The organism is Mycobacterium saskatchewanense, assembly GCF_010729105.1.
GTDB classification, from domain to species: Bacteria; Actinomycetota; Actinomycetes; order Mycobacteriales; family Mycobacteriaceae; genus Mycobacterium; species Mycobacterium saskatchewanense.
Map to the genome: position 1 here is coordinate 5,262,726 of NZ_AP022573.1, position 24,614 is coordinate 5,287,339.

Annotated in this window: 25 protein-coding genes; 18 read left to right on the forward strand and 7 right to left on the reverse strand. The window is 69.2% G+C overall.

The genetic code is table 11. The annotated features are described in order from the left end of the window. The first annotated feature begins 21 nt into the window (after nucleotides 1-21). The 9 genes from G6N56_RS24600 to G6N56_RS24640 all read left to right on the forward strand — a co-directional run bounded on the left by G6N56_RS24600 (nucleotide 22) and on the right by G6N56_RS24640 (nucleotide 8,111). Entirely contained in the window at nucleotides 22-294 is a 273-nt protein-coding gene (locus G6N56_RS24600; protein WP_085257945.1) for an Rv2628 protein family, read from the forward strand. A gap of 128 nt (nucleotides 295-422) precedes the next feature. Next, nucleotides 423-1,421 carry an Acg family FMN-binding oxidoreductase gene (locus tag G6N56_RS24605; RefSeq protein WP_085257954.1) on the forward strand — a complete coding sequence of 333 codons (999 nt, stop codon included), beginning with the start codon at nucleotides 423-425 and terminating at the stop codon, nucleotides 1,419-1,421. A 40-nt stretch (nucleotides 1,422-1,461) separates the two neighbouring features. Continuing rightward, complete coding sequence (locus G6N56_RS24610; protein ID WP_085257946.1) at nucleotides 1,462-2,040, forward strand: Rv1733c family protein; 579 nt, start codon at nucleotides 1,462-1,464, stop codon at nucleotides 2,038-2,040. Nucleotides 2,041-2,116: 76 nt separating this feature from the next. Further along, nucleotides 2,117-3,232 carry a 4Fe-4S dicluster domain-containing protein gene (locus G6N56_RS24615; protein WP_085257947.1) on the forward strand — a complete coding sequence of 372 codons (1,116 nt, stop codon included), beginning with the start codon at nucleotides 2,117-2,119 and terminating at the stop codon, nucleotides 3,230-3,232. Continuing rightward, complete coding sequence (locus G6N56_RS24620; protein WP_085257948.1) at nucleotides 3,225-4,079, forward strand: FAD/NAD(P)-binding protein; 855 nt, start codon at nucleotides 3,225-3,227, stop codon at nucleotides 4,077-4,079. Before G6N56_RS24615 ends, G6N56_RS24620 begins: the two co-directional genes overlap by 8 nt. Further along, nucleotides 4,080-4,847 carry an NADH-quinone oxidoreductase subunit B family protein gene (locus tag G6N56_RS24625; protein WP_085257949.1) on the forward strand — a complete coding sequence of 256 codons (768 nt, stop codon included), beginning with the start codon at nucleotides 4,080-4,082 and terminating at the stop codon, nucleotides 4,845-4,847. Then, complete coding sequence (locus G6N56_RS24630) at nucleotides 4,844-6,136, forward strand: Ni/Fe hydrogenase subunit alpha (RefSeq protein WP_085257950.1); 1,293 nt, start codon at nucleotides 4,844-4,846, stop codon at nucleotides 6,134-6,136. The genes G6N56_RS24625 and G6N56_RS24630 overlap by 4 nt, the downstream gene beginning before the upstream one ends. Further along, nucleotides 6,133-6,615 carry a hydrogenase maturation protease gene (locus G6N56_RS24635; protein ID WP_085257951.1) on the forward strand — a complete coding sequence of 161 codons (483 nt, stop codon included), beginning with the start codon at nucleotides 6,133-6,135 and terminating at the stop codon, nucleotides 6,613-6,615. Before G6N56_RS24630 ends, G6N56_RS24635 begins: the two co-directional genes overlap by 4 nt. An 89-nt stretch (nucleotides 6,616-6,704) precedes the next feature. Next, nucleotides 6,705-8,111, forward strand: coding sequence for a bifunctional lysylphosphatidylglycerol flippase/synthetase MprF (locus G6N56_RS24640; protein ID WP_085257952.1), 1,407 nt, complete (start codon nucleotides 6,705-6,707; stop codon nucleotides 8,109-8,111). A gap of 110 nt (nucleotides 8,112-8,221) precedes the next feature. Here the strand turns inward: G6N56_RS24640 and G6N56_RS24645 are convergent, their stop codons facing one another. The 7 genes from G6N56_RS24645 to acsA all read right to left on the reverse strand — a co-directional run bounded on the left by G6N56_RS24645 (nucleotide 8,222) and on the right by acsA (nucleotide 15,101). Next, nucleotides 8,222-8,641 carry a pyridoxamine 5'-phosphate oxidase family protein gene (locus G6N56_RS24645; protein ID WP_085256327.1) on the reverse strand — a complete coding sequence of 140 codons (420 nt, stop codon included), beginning with the start codon at nucleotides 8,639-8,641 and terminating at the stop codon, nucleotides 8,222-8,224. Nucleotides 8,642-8,769: 128 nt separating this feature from the next. Then, nucleotides 8,770-9,747, reverse strand: coding sequence for an Acg family FMN-binding oxidoreductase (locus G6N56_RS24650; RefSeq protein WP_085256328.1), 978 nt, complete (start codon nucleotides 9,745-9,747; stop codon nucleotides 8,770-8,772). Between the two features lie 128 nt (nucleotides 9,748-9,875). Next, entirely contained in the window at nucleotides 9,876-10,139 is a 264-nt protein-coding gene (locus G6N56_RS24655; RefSeq protein ID WP_085256329.1) for an acyl carrier protein, read from the reverse strand. Nucleotides 10,140-10,145: 6 nt separating this feature from the next. Next, complete coding sequence (locus G6N56_RS24660; protein ID WP_085256330.1) at nucleotides 10,146-11,348, reverse strand: dihydrolipoamide acetyltransferase family protein; 1,203 nt, start codon at nucleotides 11,346-11,348, stop codon at nucleotides 10,146-10,148. Continuing rightward, nucleotides 11,345-12,322 carry an alpha-ketoacid dehydrogenase subunit beta gene (locus G6N56_RS24665; protein WP_085256331.1) on the reverse strand — a complete coding sequence of 326 codons (978 nt, stop codon included), beginning with the start codon at nucleotides 12,320-12,322 and terminating at the stop codon, nucleotides 11,345-11,347. Before G6N56_RS24665 ends, G6N56_RS24660 begins: the two co-directional genes overlap by 4 nt. Continuing rightward, complete coding sequence (gene pdhA / locus G6N56_RS24670; RefSeq protein WP_085256332.1) at nucleotides 12,319-13,296, reverse strand: pyruvate dehydrogenase (acetyl-transferring) E1 component subunit alpha; 978 nt, start codon at nucleotides 13,294-13,296, stop codon at nucleotides 12,319-12,321. The genes G6N56_RS24665 and pdhA overlap by 4 nt, the downstream gene beginning before the upstream one ends. Next, nucleotides 13,293-15,101, reverse strand: coding sequence for an acetate--CoA ligase (acsA, locus tag G6N56_RS24675; RefSeq protein WP_085256333.1), 1,809 nt, complete (start codon nucleotides 15,099-15,101; stop codon nucleotides 13,293-13,295). The genes pdhA and acsA overlap by 4 nt, the downstream gene beginning before the upstream one ends. A gap of 229 nt (nucleotides 15,102-15,330) precedes the next feature. Between acsA and G6N56_RS24680 the strand changes: the two genes are divergently transcribed. The 9 genes from G6N56_RS24680 to G6N56_RS24720 all read left to right on the forward strand — a co-directional run bounded on the left by G6N56_RS24680 (nucleotide 15,331) and on the right by G6N56_RS24720 (nucleotide 24,588). Beyond that, entirely contained in the window at nucleotides 15,331-16,314 is a 984-nt protein-coding gene (locus tag G6N56_RS24680) for an Acg family FMN-binding oxidoreductase (protein WP_085256334.1), read from the forward strand. Nucleotides 16,315-16,357: 43 nt separating this feature from the next. Next, on the forward strand, nucleotides 16,358-16,627 hold the full coding sequence (locus G6N56_RS24685; RefSeq protein WP_085256335.1) for a DUF1918 domain-containing protein: 270 nt from the start codon (nucleotides 16,358-16,360) through the stop codon (nucleotides 16,625-16,627). 188 nt (nucleotides 16,628-16,815) lie between these two features. Further along, nucleotides 16,816-17,049, forward strand: coding sequence for a hypothetical protein (locus G6N56_RS24690; RefSeq protein WP_085256336.1), 234 nt, complete (start codon nucleotides 16,816-16,818; stop codon nucleotides 17,047-17,049). Nucleotides 17,050-17,152: 103 nt separating this feature from the next. Beyond that, nucleotides 17,153-19,204: an erythromycin esterase family protein gene (locus G6N56_RS24695; RefSeq protein ID WP_085256337.1), complete on the forward strand. Its 2,052-nt coding sequence runs from the start codon at nucleotides 17,153-17,155 to the stop codon at nucleotides 19,202-19,204. A gap of 17 nt (nucleotides 19,205-19,221) precedes the next feature. Continuing rightward, entirely contained in the window at nucleotides 19,222-20,226 is a 1,005-nt protein-coding gene (locus G6N56_RS24700) for a 1-phosphofructokinase family hexose kinase (protein WP_180150411.1), read from the forward strand. 63 nt (nucleotides 20,227-20,289) lie between these two features. Further along, nucleotides 20,290-21,054 (forward strand): universal stress protein, encoded by a 765-nt coding sequence (locus G6N56_RS24705; protein WP_085256338.1) that lies wholly within the window; start codon nucleotides 20,290-20,292, stop codon nucleotides 21,052-21,054. Nucleotides 21,055-21,068: 14 nt separating this feature from the next. Next, nucleotides 21,069-21,902: a universal stress protein gene (locus G6N56_RS24710; protein WP_085256339.1), complete on the forward strand. Its 834-nt coding sequence runs from the start codon at nucleotides 21,069-21,071 to the stop codon at nucleotides 21,900-21,902. A gap of 97 nt (nucleotides 21,903-21,999) precedes the next feature. Then, entirely contained in the window at nucleotides 22,000-22,671 is a 672-nt protein-coding gene (gene dosR, locus G6N56_RS24715) for a hypoxia response regulator transcription factor DosR/DevR (RefSeq protein WP_085256340.1), read from the forward strand. Between the two features lie 267 nt (nucleotides 22,672-22,938). Beyond that, nucleotides 22,939-24,588: a GAF domain-containing sensor histidine kinase gene (locus G6N56_RS24720; protein ID WP_180150605.1), complete on the forward strand. Its 1,650-nt coding sequence runs from the start codon at nucleotides 22,939-22,941 to the stop codon at nucleotides 24,586-24,588. The last annotated feature ends 26 nt before the right edge of the window (nucleotides 24,589-24,614 follow it).

Consider the following 24,614-nt stretch of genomic DNA (forward strand, 5'->3'; position numbering starts at 1 on the left):
AGGCTGAGCGAGGAGGCCATCATGAGGTTTTCGGCACATGTGCGACGCGAACCTCGGCCGATTGCATCGTCGGTGCCGATGTACCGCATCACCGACCGCCTGCACAGCGAGCGCACCGTTCAGGTGCCCGGCCATCAGATCGCCGCCATCGTGTCGGCGTGGCTGGCGGAGTTGGGCGTGCACAGCCCACTGGTCGACGACCTGGCGCGAGCGGCCTGCATCGGCGACTGGGCGGCGGCGTATGCCGTCGGCGAGCGGCTGTCCGTCGACGTGACCCTCGCGGCTGCGGCATAAGCGCAAATCACCATGTCTGGCGGCATTGGAACAAAGTCCTCTCGGCTAGTGCCGTCGTGCTCTCGCGCCGAGGCGGACCGTTCCGCGATCGTGGACGACACAGAGCTTTACCGAAGGGATCAATGGTCATGAACGCGCGGTTTCCGGATGCAGGCACCATCCGGACGGCCCTGACTTTGGCATCTCGGGCGCCGTCGGTGCACAACACGCAACCCTGGCGGTGGCGGGTGGACGAGTCGAGCCTGCACCTCTACGCAGACGCGAGCCGACAACTGCCCAACACCGACCCTGACGGCCGCGACCTCATCCTGAGTTGCGGCGCGGCGCTGCATCATTGCCTGGTCGCCTTCGCCGCGGTCGGCTGGCGGTCCAAGGTGCACCGGCTGCCGAACCCGGCCGATCCGGATCACCTCGCCGCGATCGAGCTCGCCCCGTATCCGGCCGACCCCGTCGACATCGCGCTCGCCGCGGCGATACCGCGGCGGCGCACCGACCGGCGCTACTACAGTCACTGGCCGGTGCCGGTGGCTGACATCGCCTTGATGGCGGCCCGGGCGGCCCGAAACGGTGTGACGCTGTGCCGGGTCGATGACGTGGACAAGCTGCACGACGTCGTCGCCCAGTCCGTCCGGGACCACCGGACCGAGGACTATCTCGCCGAACTCACGGCGTGGAGCGGGCGCTACGCATCCGTCGCGGGCGTCCCGGCGCGCAATACGCCGGTGCCGGACCCGAACGCGAAGATACCGGGCCGGTACTTCGCCGGAGCGGTGCTACCCATGCCGCCGGATTCGTCACCGGACGAGGACAACGCCGTAGTGCTCGCGCTGGGAACGCGCAACGACGACCGCTTGGCACGGCTGCGCGCCGGTGAGGCCACCAGCGTCGTGCTCGTCACCGCGACGTCGATGGGCTTGGCCAGCTGCCCCGTCACCGAACCGTTGGAGACGGCCGGGACCCGTGAGGCCGTCCGCTCGGACATCTTCGGGGACAGCGAATATCCACAGATGCTGCTGCGGGTGGGCTGGGCACCCATCAACGCCGACCCGTTGCCGGCGACCCCGCGCCGCGAACTTCCCGACTTCGTCGAGTGGCTCGTGGATCACGATCGGCACGTTGTCCACTAGGTTGAGAAACCTGAAATCGCTGACGCGCAAGGGAATTGGGATGGAGACGTTCACGTTGGACCCCCGCCGGTGGCAGGTGGCCCGCATCGTTGGCCGCAACCCGCTGCTGCGACGCAGCGACCGCATCGAAGCCTTCGTCGTGCTGGTTGCGCTTCTCGTGGCCATGTTGGCGATACCGCTCATCGGTGTGGTGGGCGCCGTCGTCCACGGCGCGCGGGAGCGCGTCTACGCCCAGGAGGCGTACGAGCGGCATCGCGTCGTCGCCACCGTCACCGACACCCTGCTCCAGGAGTCCGGTACGACCGTCGTGCAGGCCAGCTGGCCGATACCGTCGGGCGAGCGCACCGGCACGCTGGAGCTGTTGACGCCCGCCAAGACCGGCCAGACCGTCGACATCTGGGTCGACAAGGACGGCAAGTCGACGTTGCCGCCCACGCCGGGTTGGCATGCCGTCGCCGATGCGGCCGGCGTGGCCATGGTGTCGCTACTGCTCGTGGCCTTCGTGATGACGTCGCTCCTGGGGGCGGTGTATTCGCGGCTGAATCGGGTGCGTGACGCGGCATGGGAGCGCGAGATCCGATCCCTGGTGGAAGACGGTGGCCGGACCAATCGGCAATGAGCACCGCCGGGTCGCACGCAGTAGCCCTATGCAGTAACCCTATACAGCGCAGTCGAATCAGGCGGATGATGTGCCGATGACCTCCGACGCCGCGGTGTTCGATGCGGCCGCACTGCACCGGCTTGTCGAGGTACTGATGGAGCGCGGTTACCGTGTGGTCGGGCCGACCCTGCGGGACAACGCGATCGTGCTCGACGAGCTCGAGTCGGCCGGCGACCTGCCGCGCGGCTGGGGCGTCGACGTGGCGCCCGGCCAGTACCGGCTGCGCCGGCGCGACGACGACGCGGCGTTCGGGCACTCGTCGGGGCCGCAGTCCTGGAAGCAGTTCCTGCACCCGCCCCGGCGCCGGCTGTGGTCGGGCGACCGGGACGGCACCCCAGAGAGCTTCGGCGGGCCCGAGCCCGATCCGCCGCGCTACGCCTTCCTGGGCGTGCGCGGCTGCGACCTCGCCGCGATCGCGACGCTGGATCGGGTGCTGGGCCGTGGGCAGTACCCGGACACCTCCTTCGTCCGGCGGCATCGCCAGATCTTCGTGGTGGCCGTGAATTGCACGGAACCGGGCGGGCTGTGTTTCTGCGCGTCGATGGGCACCGGCCCCGCGGCCGGCCCCGGCTACGACCTCGCGCTCACCGAGCGCGTCGACGCCGACGCGGTGCGGTACCTCGTGGAGGTCGGCACCCCCGAGGGCGCCGACGTACTGGCGGCCGTCCCGCACCGGCCCGCCGACGACGCCGAGGCCGCCTCCGCGCGGGCCGACGTGGCGGCGGCCTCGGAGCGGATGGGCCGCCAGATGCCGGACACCGACCTGCGGGACCTGCTGATCTCCTCCCGCGAATCGCCGCAATGGGAGGAGGTGGCGAGCCGCTGCCTGACCTGCGGCAACTGCACGATGGTCTGTCCCACCTGCTACTGCACCAGCACCGAAGACGTCAGCGACCTGACCGGTCAGCACGCCGAACGCTGGCAGAACTGGGCGTCCTGCTACGAGTTCGACTTCACCTTCGTGCACGGCGGCGGCAGCGTCCGCCAGTCCGGCGCCTCGCGATATCGCCATTGGCTGACCCACAAGCTCGGCACCTGGCACGACCAGTTCGACATGTCCGGTTGCGTGGGCTGCGGCCGGTGCATCGCCTGGTGTCCCACCGGCATCGACATCACCGAGGAAATGAACAAGATGGCCCGCGATGACTGAGACGATCGGCGTCGCGCCGCCACCGTCGGCCATGGCGCCCGTCCCGTACCGGGTCCGCAGCCGCGTCGTGGAGAGTCCCGATTCGGCGACGCTGTGCCTCGAGCCGCTCCGCCACGTCCTGCGGACGCCGCAACCGGGGGAGTTCATGATGCTCTACGCCTTCGGCGTGGGAGAGGCGGCGATCTCGATCAGCGGCGACCCCACCGTCACCGACGGATCGATCACCCACACCGTGCGCGCGGTCGGGGCGGTGAGCCGAGCGCTGCACGACGCGGCACCGGGCGCGATCATCGGCGTCCGCGGCCCCTTCGGCACCACCTGGGGACTGGACGAGGCCGCTGGGCGGGACCTGGTCATGGTCGCCGGCGGCGTGGGCCTGTGCCCGCTGCGGCCGGCGGTGTTGGGTGCGCTGGCCCAGCGCTCCCGCTACGGCAAGCTGACGCTGATTGTGGGCGCCCGCTCGCGGTCGGACTTCGTGTTCGCCGCCCAGCTCGAGAAGTGGGCCGACGACCCGCAGATCGAGCTGCACGTCACCGTCGACGTCCCGGTGCAAGGCTGGCGCGGCGAAGTCGGGCTGGTCACCGAGCCGCTGCGCCGGCTCGCGCTGGACCCGGGACGCACCACCGCGTTCCTGTGCGGGCCGGAGCCGATGCTGCGGTTCGCCGCCGAGGCGCTGGTCGCCAAAGGCGTTGCCGCGCAAGACGTGCGCGTGTCTCTGGAGCGCAACATGCAATGCGGGATCGGGCTGTGCGGCCATTGCCAGCTGGGTCCGCTGCTGGTGTGTCGCGACGGCCCGGTCGTCGGCTACGACGTCGCCGGGCCGCTACTGCGAGTCAAGGAGCTGTGAATGACCCCCAGCCTGGCCGTGTGGAAGTTCGCCTCGTGCGACGGGTGCCAGCTCACCCTGCTCGACTGCGAGGACGAGCTGCTCACGCTGGCCGACCAGGTGCGGATCGCCACCTTCGCCGAGGCGTCCAGCGCGATGGTCGGCGGTCCCTATGACGTGTCGCTGGTCGAGGGCTCCGTCACCACCCGCCACGACGAGCAGCGCATCCGCGAAATCCGGGAACAGTCCAAGGTTTTGGTGACCATCGGGGCGTGCGCGACGGCCGGGGGAGTGCAGGCGCTGCGCAACTTCGCCGACGTCGACGAGTTCGTCTCCGTCGTCTACGCCCGACCGGAATACATCGACACCCTGGCGACGTCCACGCCCGCCTCGGCGCACGTCAAGGTCGATTACCAGGTTCCGGGCTGCCCCATCGACCGCGGTCAGCTGCTCGACACCCTGGCGGCGCTGCTGATCGGGCGCAAACCGCGGCTGCCGGCCAAGACGGTGTGCACCGAGTGCAAGATGCGGGGCGTGACCTGCGTCCTGGTGGCCGACGGCACGCCGTGCCTGGGCCCGGTCACCCACGCCGGGTGTGGGGCATTGTGCCCCAGTCATCGTCGCGGCTGCTACGGGTGTTTCGGACCGTCCGCGGCGCCGCGCACCGCGACGCTGATCCCGCTGCTGCGCCGCGGCGGGATGTCCGACGGCGGCGTCGACCGGGTGTTCTCCACCTTCAACGTCGCGGCGTTCGCGCAGGAGCGCAGCGGCGAGGGGGAAACGCGGTGACGCAGGGCACGCGAACGCTGAGCGTCGGCACCCTCACCCGCGTCGAAGGTGAAGGGGCGCTTCACGTCACGCTCAAGGACGGCGCGCTGGACAGCGTCGAGCTGAACATCTACGAGCCGCCACGGTTTTTCGAGGCTTTTCTGCGCGGGCGCGCCCACTTCGAGCCGCCGGACCTCACGGCCCGGGTGTGCGGGATCTGTCCCGTCGCCTACCAGCTCAGCGCCTGCAACGCGATCGAAAGTGCCTGCGGCGTCGAGGTGGACCCGGAGCTCGTCGCGCTGCGCCGGTTGCTGTACTGCGGCGAGTGGATTCACAGCCACATGTTGCACATCTACCTGCTGCACGCTCCGGATTTCCTCGGCTACCCCGACGTGATCGCGCTGGCCCGCGACGAGCGCGAGGTCGTCGAGCGCGGGCTGCGGTTGAAGAAGGCGGGCAACCGGCTGATGGACTTCGTCGGCGGGCGGGCGATCCACCCGGTCAACGTGCGACTCGGTGGCTTCTACTCGGTGCCCACGCGTTCGCAATTCGCGCCGGTCGCAGAGCAATTGCGCCGCGCCCTCGACGACGCGGTGGCGACGGTCGAGTGGGTGGCCAGTTTCGACTTCCCCGACCTCGAGCTCGACCACGAGATGTTCGCGCTGCGCCAGGACGGCCGGTACCCGATCGAAAACGGCGTCATCGCCCGCAGCGCCGGGCCGGAGTTCGCCGTGTCCGAATTCCTCGCGCACGTGCGGGAGGCGCAGGTGCCCCATTCCACCGCGCTGCACGCGACCCTCGACGGCGGCCGCTACCTCACCGGGCCGTTGGCCCGCTACTGCCTCAACTCCGCGTCCCTCTCGCCGATCGCGGCACAGGCGGCCGCCGCGGCCGGGCTCTCAAGCGAATGCCGAAACCCGTTTCGCAGCATCATCGTTCGTGCGGTCGAGGTGGTGTACGCGATCGAGGAGGCGCTGCGCATCATCGACGCGTACGACCGGCCGGTGCGGCCCTTCGTCGAGGTGCCGGCCCGCGCGGGTGTCGGGCACGGCGTCAGCGAGGCGCCCCGGGGCCTGCTGTATCACCGCTACGAAATCGACCCGGACGGGCTGGTGACGGCGGCGACGCTCATCCCGCCGACGTCGCAGAACCAGGCGGCCATCGAGGCCGACCTGGCCCGTCTGGTGTCCGAGAACCTCTCGCTCGACGACGGCGCACTGACCGACCTGTGCGAGCGCGTGATCCGCAGTTACGATCCGTGCATCTCCTGCTCGGCGCATTTCCTCACGCTGACCGTGGACCGGGGGTGACCGGCCCGGTCGTTGTGGTCGGGCTGGGCAACGACCATCGGCGCGACGACGGCGTGGGACCGGCCGTCGCCGCGGCGCTCGACTCCCTCGACCTGCCCGGTGTCGTCGTGGTGACGGGGATCGCTGATCCGTTGAGCCTCCTGGAGGCGTGGACCGGTGCCGGGTTGGCCATCGTGATCGACGCCGCCGTCGCCTCCCCGCCGAGGCCCGGACGCGTACGCCGCTGCACCCTCGCCGACCTGACCGCCGAGAACGTCGGTTTGAGTTCCCACGGTGTCGACGTCGCACACACCCACGGGCTCGGCGCGGCGCTGGGGCGGCTGCCCGACGACCTCGTGGTGCTGGCCGTCGAGGTGGCCGACACGGGGCATGGCACCGGGTTGACGCCGCCGGTCGCGCGGGCCGTGCCGGAAGCGGTTCGCCTGGCCCGGCGGGAGATCGACGTCGCCCTCGAGGGCCGCCGGAACGCGGGCATTTAGGGTCGTCACCCGGGGACGAACGGCACTCGCGGGCGCGTGGGCGCGGCGGTTAGCCTGCCTATGATGCGGCCGACCGAAAGTGGGCGGATATGAATGCCAACCGGCGCGGCGGCGCCGTCGCAGCGCGGGGCCGCGAGCGCGTCCTGGTCCGCGGCGACGCCCCGATGATCCGCTTCGCCAGCGTGTTCCTGCTGCTGTGCGTGCTGGGCTGGCTGACGGTCCTCGTCGCGCGCCAGCACCTCGGATACGACCAGGTGGCGCCCGGCCGGTTCGGTTGGTCGGTGGCCTTGCTCGCCGCGGTGGGTCTCATCGCGCGGGGCATCTTCCTGGGCCGTCCGGTGACCATCGGGCACGCCGTGATCGCGGCCGCCACGCTGGGCGCCGGGGTGTTCGCCCATTTCCTGGCTTTCCCGTTGGTCGGCAACGTGCTGGTCGCGGCCGGTGGGCTCGCGCTCATGTCACCCACCACGGCGCGGCCGCAGCCCGAGCTGCTCGAGCGGGTGTGGGCGCTGGTCGACGCCACCCGATCCGATGCGCTGGCGCCGTTTGCCATGCATTCGAGCAAGAGCTACCACTTCAACGCCGACAACACCGCGGCGATCGCCTACCGCACCCGGCTGGGGTTCGCCGTCGTCAGCGGTGACCCGATCGGCGATACGTCCCGCTTCGACGAGCTGGCCGCCGATTTCGTCCGGATGTGCCGCGGCCGGGGCTGGCAGATCATCGTGCTGGCCGGCGGTGAGCGCCACTTGCGGTTGTGGCGCAAGGAGACGGTGGGGCAGCCGATGCTGGCCGTGCCGATCGGGCGCGACGTCGTGGTCAATGTCCGCCACTTCACGCTGAAGGGCCGCCGCTATCGCAACCTGCGCCAGGCGGTGCAGCGCACCCATAACTGCGGGGTGACAACGGAAATCGTCGACGAGCAGCGCCTCGGCGACGCGCTGACCGCCGAGCTGACCGAGGTGCTGTACGCCGCCCACCGCGCCGCCCGCACCGAGCGCGGCTTCTGCATGAACCTCGACGGGGCCCTGCAGGGCCGCTTCCCCGGCGTCAGGCTGGCCATCGCCCGCGACCGGTCCGGGCGGGTGGTCGCCTTTCACCGGTACGCGACCGCGGGCCAGGGTTCCGAGGTCAGCCTCGACGTGCCGTTCCGCCGCCCAGAGGCCCCCAACGGCGTCGACGAGCGGCTCACCGTCGATATGATAACGAACGCGAAAGACCTTGGTGCGGAGCGCGTTTCGCTGGCCTTCGCGGCGTTCCCGGAGATTTTTGAGGCCGCGGACCCCGGCCTGCCGCAGCGGGTCGCGCTGCGGCTGATCCACCTGCTCGACCCGCTGATCCGGCTCGAGTCGCTGTACCGGTACCTGCGCAAGTTCCACGCATTGTCGGACCGGCGATACGTGGTGTTGTGCGCCCACCACATCCCGGCGGCGCTCATGGTGCTGCTGTCGCTGGAGTTCGTCCCGCGCCCACGCCACCTGCGGCCGATCAGCTAGCCGCTAGGGTGGCGCCAGCGCCGAGGTCGCTGTGCGGGTCGTGCTTTTCGACGAATCGCGACCACCGCGGCAATCTCGGCGCCGAATGGGCGCTCTCGGCGTCGAGCTGCTTACTGCTCTTGCGGCACGCCGAATCGGAACCGCCGGCCCGTGACCGTCTCTGGGATGATCCGCACGAAGTGGGACTTCTCCGTCGAGGTCCAGGGCAGAACCTGGGCGCGTTCGGCGTCCTCGAGCTCCTCGAAGGTATGCAGCGAACGGGCGGTGCCCTTGATGATCACGCTCCAGCCCTCCGCGACGTTGTGGTCGTCGACCTCGAACAGCACGTGATTGTTGATCGCGGTGCTGACCAGCTTGGTGCCCTCCGCCGTGCGGAACAGCACGGTGCGTCGCTGGACGGCGTAGTTGACCGGGAATATCTCGGGATGACCGTCGACGCTGGTGACCAGCCGTCCCAACGTCACCCCCGAGATCAAGTCCCAGCATTCGCTCACCGGCAGGATATTGATTCCGTCATCGATTATCGACATCAACCGTCCCCTTGTGAAGGTTTGTGAAAGCCATTGATATGCAACCAGTTTATTGGCACGGCCTGGCAAAGACGCCGGCCGAAGGTCATGCCCCGCAGGGACCAAAGTTGTTCGACCACGGACCGGACCTAGCGAATCTCGAGGACATCGCGCAGCGGACGCCGCGGGGTCGGCGCCGGCGGGCGTTCCGTCGCCGGCGCTATTCCGGCGCGGACCAGCACCTGCGGCTGCCCGCGTTCGTCGAGCAGGCTGCGCACGATGTCCCGGCTCTCGTCCACCTCGATCAGATGGGTCAGGGTGCAGGTCGCTATGAATGCCGTCGTGCACTCGAGCAACAACGCGGACAGTGCCTCGCCGCACCGCAACAGGTCTGTCCGGGTGTCGTCCGGGGTGGACAGGACGAGGATCTTCGACCAGTCCGCCTTGACCGCGGGCCGCCGATCCTGGTGACCCCGGACCGGGAACTCGCGCCCCACGTCGACCCGGTGGCGTTCCTTGTCGGATACGAGCGCGCTCGGCGGCACGCCGTCGGCCAGGGCGAAAGGTGAGGTCCACCACTCGAGTTCGGCGTGATAAGAGGCGTCGTCGCCGCGAATTATCTCGGTCAGTTGGGAGGCCTTGGCCAGCAGCGGCCGCACGTCGTCGGAGAGCACGTCCAATGCCACCGGGCCGTCGCTGAAGGCTTCGCGCAGGACGGGCTCGAACAGGTCCCAGTAGGTGGGCCGTCCCAGTGGCAGGCGGTCGGTCCTGCGCTGCAGAATCGCCCGAGCGCGGTCGCGCTGGGCGCCGGTCACACCAGCCGTGGGCCGGAACTCGATCGATGCCACGTGGTCCGGGTCATGCGGGTCGGGAAACCGGGTGATCACCGAATCCCATCCGGCGGCAAGCATGGCGACGCGAAGGTGGTCCAGCACGACGCCGCAACTGAGGATCGTTTCCCGTCCCAACCTGTCCGTGCCCGGCACCGTGCGATGACGATCGACGAAGAGGTGCAGAACCCCACCCTCGAAGACCCACCGCCACGGCTGGCTGTTGTGCACCGACGGGGCCCGGCAAGCCAGGTGCACCACCTTCTGCAGCACTCGGGTCTCCACCGTCGTCTGCATGAGCTCAACCTGCCTTCCGGTTTGTCATCCACGGTACGGCGCAGCAAACTTCGGGCCAAGGGCCGTTCGTCCCCGCCGGCAGGGCCGTTCGGCTGCAAAAGCCCCCGACGGGTCCAATGGCGGCCCGCTCACTCGCCGGGCCGGGACGCGTTCTTGTCCACGTAGCCGACGACATCGGCCAGGGTCCGCAGCGAGGCGTAGTCCGCCTCGGGAATGTCGACGTTCAACCGCTTGTGGATGCCGCGCAGAAAGCTGAGCCAGTCCATGGAATCGAGGTCGACCTGGTCGCGCAGCAGCACGTCATCGCTGATGTCATCGGGCTCGACTTCCGGTGCGATGCTGGTCAAAACGGACAGCACCACCGACCGGGTGTCTTCATTCGTCGTCGTCATGGCACATCACTTCTCCAAGAGGTCGGGCTGTTGCAGCAACTCGTTGATGGCGCCGAGGAAGAGCGCGCCGCGGTGTCCGTCGCTGGCCCGGTGGTCGGCGGCCAGGGTGGCGTGCACGGTCGGGACGATCCGGATGCCGTTGTCGATGACCCGGACGCGCTGGGCCGGCTGGCCGAACCCGACGATGCCGACCTGCGGCGGGTAGATCACCCCGAAGACCGCGTCGACGCCCTTGTCGCCCAGGTTGGTGACGGTGATAGTCGGGTCCGACATCTCCGAACTCCGCAGCGAGAAGGAGCGCGCCCGCGCGACGAGATTGGTGAGGTCGTCCATCAACTCGTCGAGCTTCTTGTCCGGCACATCGTGGATGGCCGGCGCCACGAGGCCGCCTCCGCGCAGCGAGATCCCGACGCCGACGTGCACGCCGGTCGCGGGCTCGAACCCGTCTTCCCGCCAAAATCCGTTGAATTCGCCAAATCGCTGCGCGGCGAGACCGACGGCCTTGAGCAGCAGAACCGCCGGCAGGACCCGTTCATCGATGGAGCGCTGGGCATTTCGCGCGGTCAGCCAGGTCAGCGATTTCTCCAGCACGATCTCGTCAGTGAGGTAGTAGTGCGGTATCTCCCGCTTGGACCGGCTCATGGCGGCGGCGATCGACTTGCGCATCTGCGCCGCTCGATCGGCGCCCGATCTGGTCGCCGCAGTGGTCGCCGGCTTGGCCGGTTCCCGGACGGCGGCGGCGTGCTCGACGTCGTTGATGGTGACGGCCCCCTGCGGACCCGTGCCTGTCACGGCGCCGAGATCGACGCTCAGGCTCTGCGCCAGGCGGCGTGCCGCCGGCGAGACCCAGCGGCGATGCCCGGGCGCGGTGGGGGTACCCGGGCGGCCGACGGGTGCGGACGGCGCCGGCGCAGCGGGTGCCTTCGCGGCGGCGCGCGCCGCCGCCCGGGGCCGCCGCTTCTCGGCGCGCTCGCCGGGTGCCAGCAGGATGGCCAACGGCGTTCCGACCTGGACGGTTTCACCGACCGGAACGAGTAGCTCGCCGACCGTGCCCTCCTGCCAGCATTCGACCTCGACGGCGGCCTTGGTGGTCTCGACGACGGCCACGATCTGGCCGCGCGCAACCTTGTCGCCCGGCTTGACCAGCCATTCGTTCAGGGTGCCCTCGTCCATGTCGGAACCGAGTGCGGGCATGGTGAATTCGATCATGACGGGTCACCGAACAACCCGTGCACGGCGGCGACGATGGCCGCGGTCTGGGGCAGGGCGGCCTGCTCCAGATGCTTCGCATAAGGCATGGGGACCTCGGCGCTGCACACCCGGGCCACCGGCGCGTCCAGGTCGTAGAAGGCGCCCTCCATCACCCGCGCGCTGACCTCCGCGGCCAGGCTCCCGCTGCGCCACGCCTCGTCGATGACCACGGCGCGGTGGGTTTTGCGGACGGACCCGAGGACGGTGTCGTCGTCGAGCGGGCGTAGTACCCGCAAATCGATGACTTCGCAGTCGATTCCGGCCAGCGACAGCTCGTTGGCCGCGTCGAGGGCCTTCCAGAGCGATCCGCCGTAAGCGATGATCGTCGCGTCGGTGCCGCTGCGCCGGACCGCCGCCCGCGAGATGTCGGTGGGGGCGAGGGCCTCGACGTCGGCGGAGGTGTTGTAGAGCTGGACGTGCTCGAAGATCAGCACCGGGTCGGGGTCCGCCAGGGCGGGGCCCAGCATGCCGTACGCGTCTTCGACGGTGGCCGGGGCGACCACCTTGATGCCGGGGATGTGGGCGTACCACGGCTCCAGGCTGTGCGAGTGCTGGGCGGCGAGCTGGCGGCCCGCGCCGGTCGCCATCCGCACGACGACGGGGACGGAGAATTGCCCGCCGGACATGTGGCGAAGGGCCGCAGCGGTATTGACGATCTGATCGAGCGCGAGCAGGCTGAAGTTCACCGTCATGACCTCGACGATCGGCCGCAACCCGCCCAGGGCCGCGCCGATCCCGATGCCGACGAAGCCCAGCTCCGACAGCGGGGTGTCGCGAACCCGATCGGGACCGAAGTCCTCCAGCAGGCCCTTGGATGCGGCATAGGTCCCGCCGTACCGGCCGACGTCTTCACCCATCAGCAGGACGCGCGGGTCGTCGCGCAGGGCATCGCGCAACCCGTCGTGCACGGCGGTCCGGTAGGTGGTCTTCATCGCGTCACCTCCGCCGCGGGTGTCAGCACGTCCCGCTCGAGGTCCGCGGCGTCCTCCCACGTTCCGGCCTCGGCGAACGCCACCGCCGCCTCGATTTCGGCCGCGGCGGCGTCCTCGATCTGGCTCACGTCGGACTCCGAGAGCGTGCCGTTGGCCAGGCTGCGCTCGGTGAAGGATCGGATGGGGTCGCGCTCGCGCCACCGTTCCACCTCGTCCTTGTCGCGGTACAGCTCCGGGTCGAACATCGAGTGCGCGCGGAACCGATAGGTGCGGAACTCGATGAAGAACGGTCCGCCGGTGTCCCGGACGTGGTCGACGCCCTCTTGCGCGGCGGCGTGGCAGGCCTCGACGTCCATGCCGTCGACGGCCAGGGTCGGGACGCGGTACGACGCCGCCTTGACGGTGAGATCGGTCTGCGACTGTGCGCGGTCCAGCGCGGTGCCCATCGCGTAAAGGTTGTTCTCGCAGCAGAACAACACCGGCAGGTGCCATAGCGCGGCCATGTTCAACGACTCGTGAAACGCGCCCTCGGCGACCGCCCCGTCGCCGAAGTAGCAGGCGGTGACCCGCTTTTGCCGCAGCATGGCGTCGGCCAGCGCGATGCCGACCGCCAGCGGCAGGCCGCCGGCGACGATCGCGTTGCCCCCGTAGAACCGCTTGGACGCGTCGAACAGGTGCATCGACCCGCCGCGGCCGCGCGAGCACCCCTCCTGCTTGCCGAACATCTCAGCCATGATCGACGTCATCGGGATGCCCCGCAGCAGCGCATGGGCGTGCTCACGGTAGGTCGCGACCACCGCGTCGTCGTCGGCGAGCGCTCGCAGCGACCCGGCGGCGACGGCCTCTTCACCGACATAGAGGTGCAGGAATCCGCGGATCTTGGCCGCGCTGTAGAGCTCCGCGCACTTCTCTTCCATGCGGCGGACGCGGATCATGTCGGACAACAGCTCGTGGGCCAGTTTCGTGTCGGTCACGACGGAACACCTTCGGCGTGTTGGGCGGGCTGTCGCTCGATCGTGGAGGTATCGCCCTCTGGCAGCCCGAGTTCGCGGGCCTTCAGCAGGCGCCGCATGATCTTGCCGCTGCTGGTGTGGGGCAGCGAGTCGACGAACTCCAACTCTTTGGGCGCCACCGCCGCCCCGAGCCGTTTGCGCGCGTGGCCGATCAGCTCCAGCCGCAGGTCGTCGTCGCCGACCACTCCGTTCTTGAGCATGACGAAGGCCTTGATCATCTCGCCGACGGTCGGATCCGGCTTGCCGATGACCGCCGCCTCGGCCACCGCCGGATGGTCGGTCAGCGCGCTTTCGACCTCGAACGGCCCGATCAGGTGTCCGGCGGACTTAATCACGTCGTCTTTGCGCCCGACGAACCAGAAGTAACCGTCGGCGTCCTTCTTCGCGAGGTCGCCCGTCAGATACAGCCCGTCGGCGAACGACTTCCGGTAGCGCTCCGCGGCATTCAGGTAGCCGCGAAACATCGAGGGCCATCCCGGCCTGAGGGCAAGCTCACCCTCGACGTCCGGTTCGTCGACGACTTCCGTTGCACCGCAATCGGTCTGGCGCACGATGTACGCGTCGATCCCCGGCAGCGGCCGACCCATCGAGCCCGGTTTGATGTCGAACGCCGGGGTGTTGGCGATCATGATGCCGCCCGTCTCGGTCTGCCACCAGTTATCGTGAATCGGCAGTCCCAGCACCCGCTTCCCCCACCACACGGCCTCCGGGTTGAGAGGTTCCCCCACGCTGGCGATGAAGCGCAGCCGCGGAAAGCGGTACTGCGCCGGTAATTCCGGGCCGGCCTTGATCAGCATCCGGATCGCGGTCGGCGCCGTGTACCACACCGACACCGCCTGATCCTGAAGGATGCGGTACCACCGTTCGGCGTCGAACTCGGCCTGGTCGACGATGGAGGTGACCCCGTGCAGCAGGGGGCTGATGATGCCATAGGAGGTGCCCGTCACCCAGCCGGGATCGGCCGTGCACCAATAGATGTCGTCCGGGTGGAGGTCGAGCGCGTAGAGGCCGGTGACGTAGTGCATCGCGACCGCGCCGTGAACGTGGATGGCGCCCTTGGGTGTGCCGGTGGTGCCGCTGGTGAAGTGCAGCAGGGCCGGGTCGTCGGCGGTGGTCGGCTCGATCGGCGCGTTCTCGTCCGCGGCGTCCATCCGACGCCAGAAGTTCAGCGTCCCGGTCGGGGGATCACCGGCCTTGTCGTCGTCGACGACGAGGACGTGCCGCACCGACGGCAGCCGGTCGCGAATCTTCGCGATCTTGCGCTGATAGATCGCCCTCGTGGTCACCAGGACGTCGGCCTGCCCGATGTTGACCCGGGTGGCGATCGGCTCGGGGCCGAAGGCGGAGAACAGCGGCGAGACGACGCTGCCGTTGCGCAACGCGCCGAGCATCGCGATGTAGAGCTCGGGGCAGCGGCCCATGATCGTGAAGACCCGGTCGCCCTTGTTGATGCCCAGCGAGCGCAGGACGCTTGAAAAGCGTTTGGTGAGCCCGCCGAGTTCGCCGTAGCTGATGTCGCGGGTGGTTACGGAGCCATCCCAGCCCTGGTCGGCGACGAACCGCAGTGCGGCACGGGTGGCCCCCGGCCCCGCCGCCTTGCTGAGATGTCTGTCGACCGCCGCGTAGGCAATGTTGCACCTGCCGGGCCCCATGCCCTCGCACAACGCCGGCACGTCGGCCCACCGGAACTGCGCCCGGGCTTGCGCATAGTCGGTGAGGTTGGGCGGGACGCCGAGGTCGTGTTGCGTCTTGCGGATGACGTCCATACCTGGTCCCGATTCCTTGTTGCTTGGCGCCTTCATCGTTTGCCGGGCGCGGGACGGCGCAATAGAGACGAAAGTCACCAGTCGCCGCCGCTTGTCCGCTGGGTGCTCGGTCCCCTGGCTGCTCGGTCCCTTGGGCATAAAGACGCGGCCCGGGGGACCAAGGACTCTGGCGTCGCGGGTCGGGCATGGTCGAGGGTCGATAGGACATGAGCCGGGAGAGGGGAAGGCGATGACGCAGACGATGGTCGATACCGAGGTGGTCAAGAGGGCGGTGGAATTGGCGTGCCGCGCTCCCTCGCTGCACAACAGCCAGCCCTGGCGGTGGGTGGCCGGTGGCCCCACCGTCGACCTGTTCGCCGACCCGCACCGCATAGTGACCTCGACGGATGGCTCCGGCCGGCAGTCGATCATCAGCTGCGGGGCGGTGCTCGATCACTTCCGGGTCGCGATGGCCGCGGACGGTTGGGAGACCACCGTCGACGCGTTCCCCAACCCGAATAACCTCGACCACCTCGCCGCGATCGACTTCGCCTGGTCCGACTACGTCGCCGAGGCCCGGCGCGATCGCGCCGCGGCGATCTCGCGCCGCCGCACCGATCGGCGCCCTTTTCGTGCACCGAAGGACTGGGCTTCGTTCGAGCCGGTGCTGCGCAGCGCGTTCGACAGCGATCTGGTCACCCTCGATGTGCTGGCCGACGATGCGCGACCCCGCCTGGTCGAGGCGTCCCGCCTCACCGAGGCTTTGCGCCGCTACGACGACCTCTACCACCACGAATTGAGTTGGTGGACGGCGCCTTCCAGGGATGACGAGGGGATACCGGAAAGCGCGTTGCCATCCGACCTGCCGGGCAGCGGCGTCGAATTGAACCGCCGCTTCCCCGCCGAGGCCCACGCCCGGAAGAGTTCTGCCGGCAGCCCGGATGAGGCGAAGATCGTTGCGCTGTCGACGGCCGGTGACGCCCGGGTGGACGCGCTCAATGCGGGCCAGGCGCTGTCGGCGGTGCTGCTGGAATGCACCATGGCGGGACTGGCCACCTGCACGGTGACCCACATCACCGAACTGGCCGCCAGCCGCGACATCATCTCCGACCTGCTGCCCGACGCGTCGGGGGTGCCGCAGGTCCTCATCCGGGTGGGCGGCGCGCCGCCGACCAAGGTGGCCCCGGAGCCGACGCCCCGGCGGCCCCTGTGCGACGTGCTGGAGATCCGCTAGTCGGACCGAAATATCCTTCGCGACACGCAATAGGAGTAAGCACATGAAGGCCGACGTCGGGGACTGGCTCGTGATCAAGAGCGGCACGATCGGCCATCCGGATATGCGCGGGCTGATCACCGTGGTGCGCTCGCCGGACGGTGAGCCGCCCTACCGGGTCCAGTGGCTGGCCACCGGTGAGGAGGCGACCGTCTATCCCGGACCGGACGCGATCGTCGTCACCGCCGCCCAGCAGAAGGCCGCCGACGAGCGGGCTCGGTCGCGCTTCGCAGCGGTGCAGGCGGCGATCAGCGAGCGCGGCCACCGCGCTTAGGTTCCGGGGCGCCGACCGTCGAAATTGCGGCGCGGGCCGTGCTTTGCCGCTTGATCGCGACCATTGCGGCAATCTCGGTGCCGGGCGAGCGGACCGCTTACACGCTGACAAAAGGGGACTTCAGTCCCTAGTTTCGCTACCCCGGGTCCCGCCATGATGAGACCGCCCAGCAACCCGGAGGACGTCAAATGCCCACTCGTGTAGGCGGTTCGCCGCTGTTGACCGATGTCGACGGGCTCGCGTTTCAGTTTCTGGACTCTTCGTATGCGACCAACGTCTACGCGGATTGGTCATTGGATCAACGCGTCGAGGGCTTTCTCCGGCACCGGGGGCTGGTCCGCCTCGCCGAGGACGGTGACGCGTACGAGCTGATCCTCAACCGCGTCATGGCCTACATCGGCGAGCTTCACCCGCGCGGCTGAGCCGACGAACGACCCGAGAGCCCGGGACTTCGGTCCCTATCGGCGATTCCGGTGTGGCTGGTCCGATGGACTCGTCAAGCAAGCAGACGGAGGTGGTCGCATCATGACTAGAGCGGCTGATGTCAGGCGGCACTCGCCGCGCCGCGTGTTCCGCGATCGCAGCGAGGCCGGACGGGTGCTGGCCGACCTGCTCGGCGCCTACCGCGACCGGCGGAATGTCCTTGTCTTGGGGTTGGCCCGCGGCGGTGTTCCGGTGGCATGGGAGGTGGCGGCCGCGCTGCACGCCCCGTTGGACGCCTTCGTCGTCCGCAAACTCGGCGCACCGGGCCACGAGGAGTTCGCGGTGGGGGCGTTGGCGAGCGGAGGGCGCGTCGTGGTCAACGACGACGTGGTGCGCGGCTTGCGGATCACCCCGCAAGACCTGCGCGCCATCGCCGAGCGCGAGGGACGTGAACTGGTCCGGCGCGAGGCCGCCTACCGCGACGGACGTCCACCCCTCGACGTGACCGGCAAGACCGTCATCCTGGTCGACGACGGGTTGGCCACCGGCGCAAGCATGTTCGCGGCGGTGCAGGCGCTGCGCGAAGCGGAGCCGGCCGCCATCGTGATCGCGGTGCCGGCCGCCCCCGAATCGACCTGCCGGGAATTCGCCGGCATCGTGGACGACGTCGTGTGCGCGAGCATGCCGACCCCGTTCCTCGCCGTCGGCGAGTCGTTCTGGGATTTCCGCCAGGTCACCGACGACGAGGTGCGCCGGCTGCTGGCCACGCCCACCACCGCCGGCCCGAGGCGCGAGCCCGCGTCGCGGACACCGGCCGCGGTGATCGCGGAGGTGGCCATCGACGCCCCCGGGGGCGTCCCGCCGCGCGAGGCGCTGGAGGAGCTCATCGGCGACGCCCGCGTCGTCCTGATCGGCGAAAGCTCGCACGGCACACACGAGTTCTACGAAGCCCGCGCGGCCATCACCAAATGGCTGATCGAGGAAAAGGGTTTCTGCGCCGTTGCCGCGGAGGCGGACTGGCCGGACGCCTACCGGGTGAACCGTTACGTGCGCGGGCTCGGCGGGGACAGCGGGCCCGACGAGGCGTTGAGCGGCTTCGAGCGCTTCCCGGCCTGGATGTGGCGCAACGTCGTCGTCCGCGACTTCGTCGGCTGGCTGCGGGATCACAACCGGCGCCAGGAGTCCAACGGTCAACGCCAGACCGGCTTTTACGGGCTGGACCTCTACAGCCTGCACCGGTCGATGCACGAAGTGATCGCCTATCTCGACAGGATCGACCCCAAAGCGGCGGCGCGGGCGCGCGAGCGCTACTCCTGTTTCGACCACGCCTCGGCCGACGACGGCCAGGCGTACGGTTTCTCGGCGGCCTTCGGCGCCGGGCCGTCCTGCGAAAGAGAGGCCATCGAGCAACTGGTCGAGATCCAGCGCAACGCCCTGGCCTACGCGCGCCGGGACGGGCTGATCGCCGAGGACGAACTGTTCTACGCCGAACAGAATGCTCAGACGGTGCGCGACGCGGAAGAGTACTACCGGGCGATGTTCGCGGGGCGCGTCACGTCGTGGAACCTGCGCGACAAGCACATGGCGCAGACCCTGGAGGCGCTGCTGAATCATCTGGACCGCTACAAGGACGTCCCGGACGTCCCGATGGCCCGAATTGTTGTGTGGGCGCACAACTCCCACGTCGGTGACGCGCGCGCCACCGAAGTTTTCGCCGACGGCCAGCTCACGCTCGGCCAGCTCGCGCGCGAGCGGTTCGGCGACGAGTCCCGTCTCATCGGCTTCAGCACCTACACGGGCACCGTCACCGCGGCCACCGACTGGGGCGGCGTGGCCGAGCGAAAGGCCGTGCGGCCCGCGCTCAACGGGAGCATCGAGGAACTGCTGCACGAGGCCGGCGAGAGCGCATTCCTGGTGTCGGCGGACCTCAGCCCGGAGGCCGGTGAGCCGCTGGGCACCGTGCGGCTGGGCCGCGCCATCGGCGTGATCTACCGGCCCGAAACCGAGCGGCAGAGCCACTACTTCCATGTCCGCCCGGCCGATCAGTTCGACGCGATGATCCACATCGACCAGACCCGCGCGCTGGAGCCCCTCGAGGTGACGAGCCGGTGGATCGCGGGGGAGACGCCGGAAACTTACCCCAGCGGCCTGTAACCACACGGAACCACGAGATGATGCAGACGCCCGCGATCCCCGGCCGGTCACAGATCGTGACCCTGACCATGAATCCCGCGCTTGACATCACGACCAGCGTCGAGGTCGTGCGGCCTACCGACAAACTGCGCTGCGACCCGCCGCGATACGACCCGGGCGGCGGCGGCGTCAACGTCGCGCGAATCGCCCACATCCTCGGCGCGTCGGTCACCGCGGTCATCCCGGCCGGGGGACCGACGGGCGAAGTCGTCCTGTTGCTCCTCAGGGATGCGGGCGTGCCGTTCCGGCACGTGGCCATCGCGGCGGCGACGCGAGAGAGCTTTACCGTCAACGAGACGGGCAGCGGGCGTCAGTACCGCTTCGTCCTTCCCGGGCCGCAGCTGACGTTCGCCGAGCAGGAGGGCTGCCTGGACGAGTTGCGGGCCGTGGCCGAGTCGGCCGACTTCGTGGTGGCCAGCGGCAGCCTGCCGCCCGGCGCACCCGCCGACTTCTACCAACAGGTCGCCGACATGTGCCTTCAGCTGGGAACTCGCCTGGTCCTGGACACCTCCGGCGGCGGACTCCGGCACGTCTCCTCCGGGGTGTTTCTCCTCAAGGCCAGCGTGCGGGAACTGCGCGAATGTATGGGGCGGGCACTGGCCACGGAAGCCGAGCAATTGGCCGCCGCCCACGAGCTCGTTGACAGCGGCCGGGCGGAAGTGGTCCTGGTGTCCCTGGGCTCGCAGGGCGCGCTGCTCGCGACACGACATGCGAGTCAACGCTTTTCGGCGATCCCCATGCCCGAAGGGAGTGGGGTCGGAGCGGGCGACGCGATGGTGGCCGCCCTCACCGTGGGACTCAGCCGCGGGTGGACCCTGGTCAAGTCCGTCGGCTACGGGATCGCCGCGGGGGCAGCGATGTTGACGACGCCCGGCACGGCGGCCTGTGAACGCGCGGACGTGGACAAGTTGTTCGAGCTCGCCGGCGAACCGACCGACCTCACCGGCGCGCCGGGGACGAACGGCATCGCAGGAGAGGGCTAACGACCCCTTCGCGCCACCCCGAGGCCCAATAGCCTTGAACCAGTGAACCAGTCAGGAGCCGAAATGAGTGAGCTGGACGCCAAGTCGGTGGTCGTGGGCGTCAACGGCTCGGCGGCCGCGGTCAACGCCGCGAAGTGGGCGGTCGACGAGGCGATCGGCCGTCAGCTGCCGTTGCGCCTCGTCTATGTCACCGCCCGCCCGCACGATGCGGCCACCCCGCCGTCCGACTGGGAGATCGAGCGCGGCGAAATGGCGCTGTCGCAGGCGCAGAGTGCGGTGCTGAGCGAACGCAAGCCCGTCGAGATCGAGACCGCGATCCTCTCGGGAGACCCCGCCCAGGTGTTGATCGACGAGTCACTGGGCGCCGCGCTGGTGTGCGTCGGCACCTCCAGGCGCGGATGGGCATCCGACGGGTTGCTCGGCCCGACCGCCGCCGGGTTGGTGGCGCGGGCGCACTGCCCGGTCGCCATCATTCGCACGGATCCCGACGGATCACCGACCCAGCTGGGCGTGATCTCCGTGGTTCTCAACGACGAACCGGACAACGACGAAGTCGTGCGCACCGCGATGGAGGAGGGGCGCCGCCGCCGCGCCATCGTACGCCAGATCGATCGTCGCCTGAACAGCTGGGTGCGACGGTACCCGGACGTCCATGTCGAGACCGTGGCCGCGGGTACCGGCGCCAAGTACGGTGAGAGGCGTGGCAGCGCAATAGAATTGGCCGTAGTCGGCAGCGCCGATGCCGGCGAGATCGCCGGGCTCGTCACGCCGAACTGCCATCCGATCGTGGGCTACCCGGACTGCTCTGTGCTCGTCGTTCGCCACTAGGAGCCGCAGGCCGCATGAACCCATCAGCCCAGCCGCAGCCGGTGGTCGTCGGGATCGACGGCTCCAAGGCGGCGATCCGGGCCGCAATCTGGGCGGTCGAGGAGGCCGTGAGTCGTGATGTTCCGCTGCGACTGCTGTGCGCCATCGAGCAGGGTGAGGCGCACGCGACCGCCGACGTGGCGGTCCGTCAGGCGCGCAGCGCCGTGGAGGCCACCGGCAAGCCGGTGAAGCTGGAAACGCAGATCGTCGACGGGGCGGCGGTCGGGTCGTTGATCCGCGCCTCGGCGTCGGCGGTCATGGTGTGCGTGGGCGCGGTGGGGTTGCGGCATTTCCGGCCCGGCCGGGTGGGTTCGACGGCGGCGGCGCTGGCGGTGTCGGCGCGGTGTCCCGTGGCGATCATTCGGGGACGGGACGACGGCGTCCGCCACCTCCGCCACGCCGTGGAACGGATCGCGGTGGAACTCGACGGATCGCCCGACAACGGTGTCTTGCTGGGCGCCGCCGTGGACGAGGCCCGGGCGCGCGACGCCACCCTCCAGGCGATCGTGTGCCGGCGAACGGTTGCCGACAACGGCGTGGGCGACACCGAAAGCGATCGGCGGGCACTCGCGGACCTGGGTCGCCGGCTCGCGACCTGGAAACGACGTCACCCGGCACTGCAGGTTGAGACGGTGGCCATCCACGGCGGCCTGTTGGAGTATGTGGCCGGCCATCGCCGTTCGGTGACCCTGATCGTCGTCGGTTCCCAGAACCGGCAGCGCCTTGAAGAGCTCGTCGGACCGGCCGGCAGCGCCATATTGCAGGACGCGGACTGTTCGCTGCTCATCGTCAATCGGCAACACTTGTGAGACCGGGCGATGATGAAGGTATGCAATATTGAGTTGGCATTGATCTGGCCGCCGGGATGACTCTCGCGACGCGCGCGGCCGGCAGGAAGGGCTCCTCATGATTAAGGTTTTCCTGGTCGACGACCACGAAGTGGTCCGGCGGGGTCTGGCCGATCTCCTCGCAGCCGACAGCGAGCTCGAGATCGTCGGCGAGGCCGGTTCGGTTTCCGAGGCGAAAGCCCGGATCCCGGCCCTCAGACCCGACGTTGCCGTGCTCGACGTGCGCCTTCCCGACGGCAACGGGATCGAGTTGTGCCGCGACCTGGTCTCCGACCACCCGGACCTGCGCTGCCTGATGTTGACGTCGTTCACCTCCGACGAGGCGATGCTCGAGGCGATCCTGGCCGGTGCCAGCGGTTATGTCGTCAAGGACATCAAGGGGATGGAGCTCGCCCACGCGATCAAGGAGGTCGGCGCCGGCAAGTCCCTGCTGGACAACCGGGCCGCCGCCGCGCTGATGGCAAAGCTGCGTGGCGCGGCGGAGCGCGAAGATCCGCTGTCCGGCCTGACCGAACAGGAGCGAACGCTGCTCGGGCTGCTCAGTGAAGGATTGACCAATAGACAGATCGCCGCCCGCATGTTCCTCGCCGAGAAGACGGTGAAGAATTATGTGTCGCGTTTGCTGGCCAAGCTCGGCATGGAGCGGCGAACCCAAGCGGCAGTGTTCGCCTCGAGGCTCGACCAGCGCTCCGGCCACTCTGGAAGCGCGAGCGAAGCGCCACAGGCGTGAGCTGGCGGGGCCGCGGAAAGGGGCGCTCCGGGTCCTAGCAACGTTTGCTCAGGAGAGGCCGGAATTCCCTGGCGGGCGGCGTGTGTGCGGTGGTGGGAACCTGGCTCGGGCGGGGCTAAGCTGTATGCGCACCTCCGGGTTGAGTGCGTGACTTTTCACTGGACGAAACTGCGACCCCGAAGGTGTCTTGGAGGTATTGGGTCGGTGGCTAGCGACGAACGTAGCTCGGCTTTTGCCGGACTTGGCCAGCGCGGCCTGGTAAGCACGATGCATGCGCAGCTCGACGAGTTGCTGGCCGCGCGCGACCAAATGGAGCAGTTGCTGCGCGTATTCGTCGAGATCGGGGCCGACCTGGACCTCGATGCCACGCTGCACCGGATCATCACCGCGGCCAGGGAACTGACCTCCGCCCCGTACGGTGCCCTGGCGGTGCGTGATCCCGAGGGCAATCTGCTCTCGTTCGTCCACGAAGGCATGGACCCCGAGACGGTCGAGCGCATCGGGCACCTGCCGGTCGGAAAAGGCCTGCTCAGCCTGTCCATCTTCGACGCCGCGGCCATGCGGATGGACGATTTGACGGCGCATCCGGCCGCCGTCGGGTTTCCCGAACACCACCCGCCGATGCGGGCGTTCCTCGCGGTGCCGATCACCGTTAGGGGCATCGTGTTCGGCAACATCTACCTGACCCACGTGGACCCGCAGCGGGTCTTCTCCGAGTCCGACGAGGTCGCCGCCCGCGCGCTGGCATTCGCCGCCGCCGTCGCGATCGACAACGCGCGGCTCTTCGACCGGGAGCGGACGGCGGCGAAGTGGATGGAGGCCAGCCGCGAGATCACGACGGCGCTGCTGTCCAGCACCGAGCCGTACCGGCGCCCGCTGCAGCTGATCGCCGAACGCGCGCGCATGCTGACCGACGCCGAGCAGGCGATCGTGCTGATTCCCGCCGACGCCGACGTGCCGGACGACGAGGTCGACACGCTGGTGGTGTCCGCCGCGGTCGGTCTGCACGCCGACGAGGTGCTCGGCCAACGAATCCCGGTGGACGGTTCGACCAGCGGCAACGTGTTCCGCTCGGGCGAGCCGCTGATCACCGAGGCGTTGAGCTACCCGATCGAGGCGTTCACCGATGTCGGCCAGCGCCCCGCCATCCTGATGCCGCTGCGCGCCCACGACCAGGTCGCGGGCGTGATCGCGATCGCCCGCGGCGTCGACCAGCCGCCGTTTTCCGAGGCCTACCTCGACCTGGTGAGCGACTTCGCCACCCACGCCGCGATAGCCCTCGTCCTGGCGTCTGCCCGCGACGACGCCCGCCGGCTCACCATCCTCGCCGAGCGTGAGCGCATCGCGCACGACCTGCACGATCACGTCATCCAACGGTTGTTCGCCGCCGGCATGGACCTGCAGGGCACGCTGGCCCGGTCGCGTTCCCCCGAGGTCGCCGACCGGCTCAACCGCACACTCGACGACCTGCAGACCATCATCGAGGAGATCCGCACCACGATCTTCCAGCTCAAGACCCCGTTGGGGAAGAACGGCGACTTCCGGCACCGGATTCAGCGGGTGATCGCCGACCTCACCGAGAACCGGGACATCGTGACCACCCTGCGCATCCACGGACCGATGACCGCGGTGGGGGGCGAGGTGGCCGAGCACGCCGAAGCCGTCAGCGCCGAGGCCATCAGCAACGCCCTGCGCCACTCCGGTGCGTCGCGGCTGACCGTCGAGATCAATGTCGCCGACATGTTCATCCTCGACGTCAGCGACAACGGCTGCGGCATACCCGAGGGCAATTCGCGGCACAGCGGGTTGGCCAACATGAAACACCGCGCCGAACAACTCGGGGGCACCTGCGAAATCACGAATCCCCCCGAGGGCGGCGCCCGCGTGCACTGGGTCGCCCCGCTCGCCGATTTCTGAGAGGGCTTCACCGGGACCAATGGCCG